Below are 230 nucleotides of genomic sequence, written 5' to 3' on the forward strand. Positions count from 1 at the left end.
ACCGCCGCGGTCGGCGCGGGCGCCACCGGCGGCACCGGCGGTGCCGGTGGGGCCGGTGGGCAGGGCGGCACCGGCGGGGCCGCGGGTAATGCGTTCACCGGCACCGCCGGCACCCAAGGGGCCGGCGGCCAAGGCGGTGTGGGTGGCACCGGCGGCACCGGTGGTCAAGGTGGTACCGGCACCGACAGCACCAACCCGGCCATCGCCGGCCAAGCCGGCGGCACCGGCGG

General features: G+C 80.4%; 1 pseudogene. It reads left to right on the forward strand.

Features of this window, described 5'->3' with window-relative positions:
• Window positions 1–230, forward strand: a pseudogene (locus tag BST40_RS32775) (PE family protein); the annotation flags it as partial.

It is taken from the genome of Mycobacterium persicum (assembly GCF_002086675.1).
Classification (GTDB): domain Bacteria; phylum Actinomycetota; class Actinomycetes; order Mycobacteriales; family Mycobacteriaceae; genus Mycobacterium; species Mycobacterium persicum.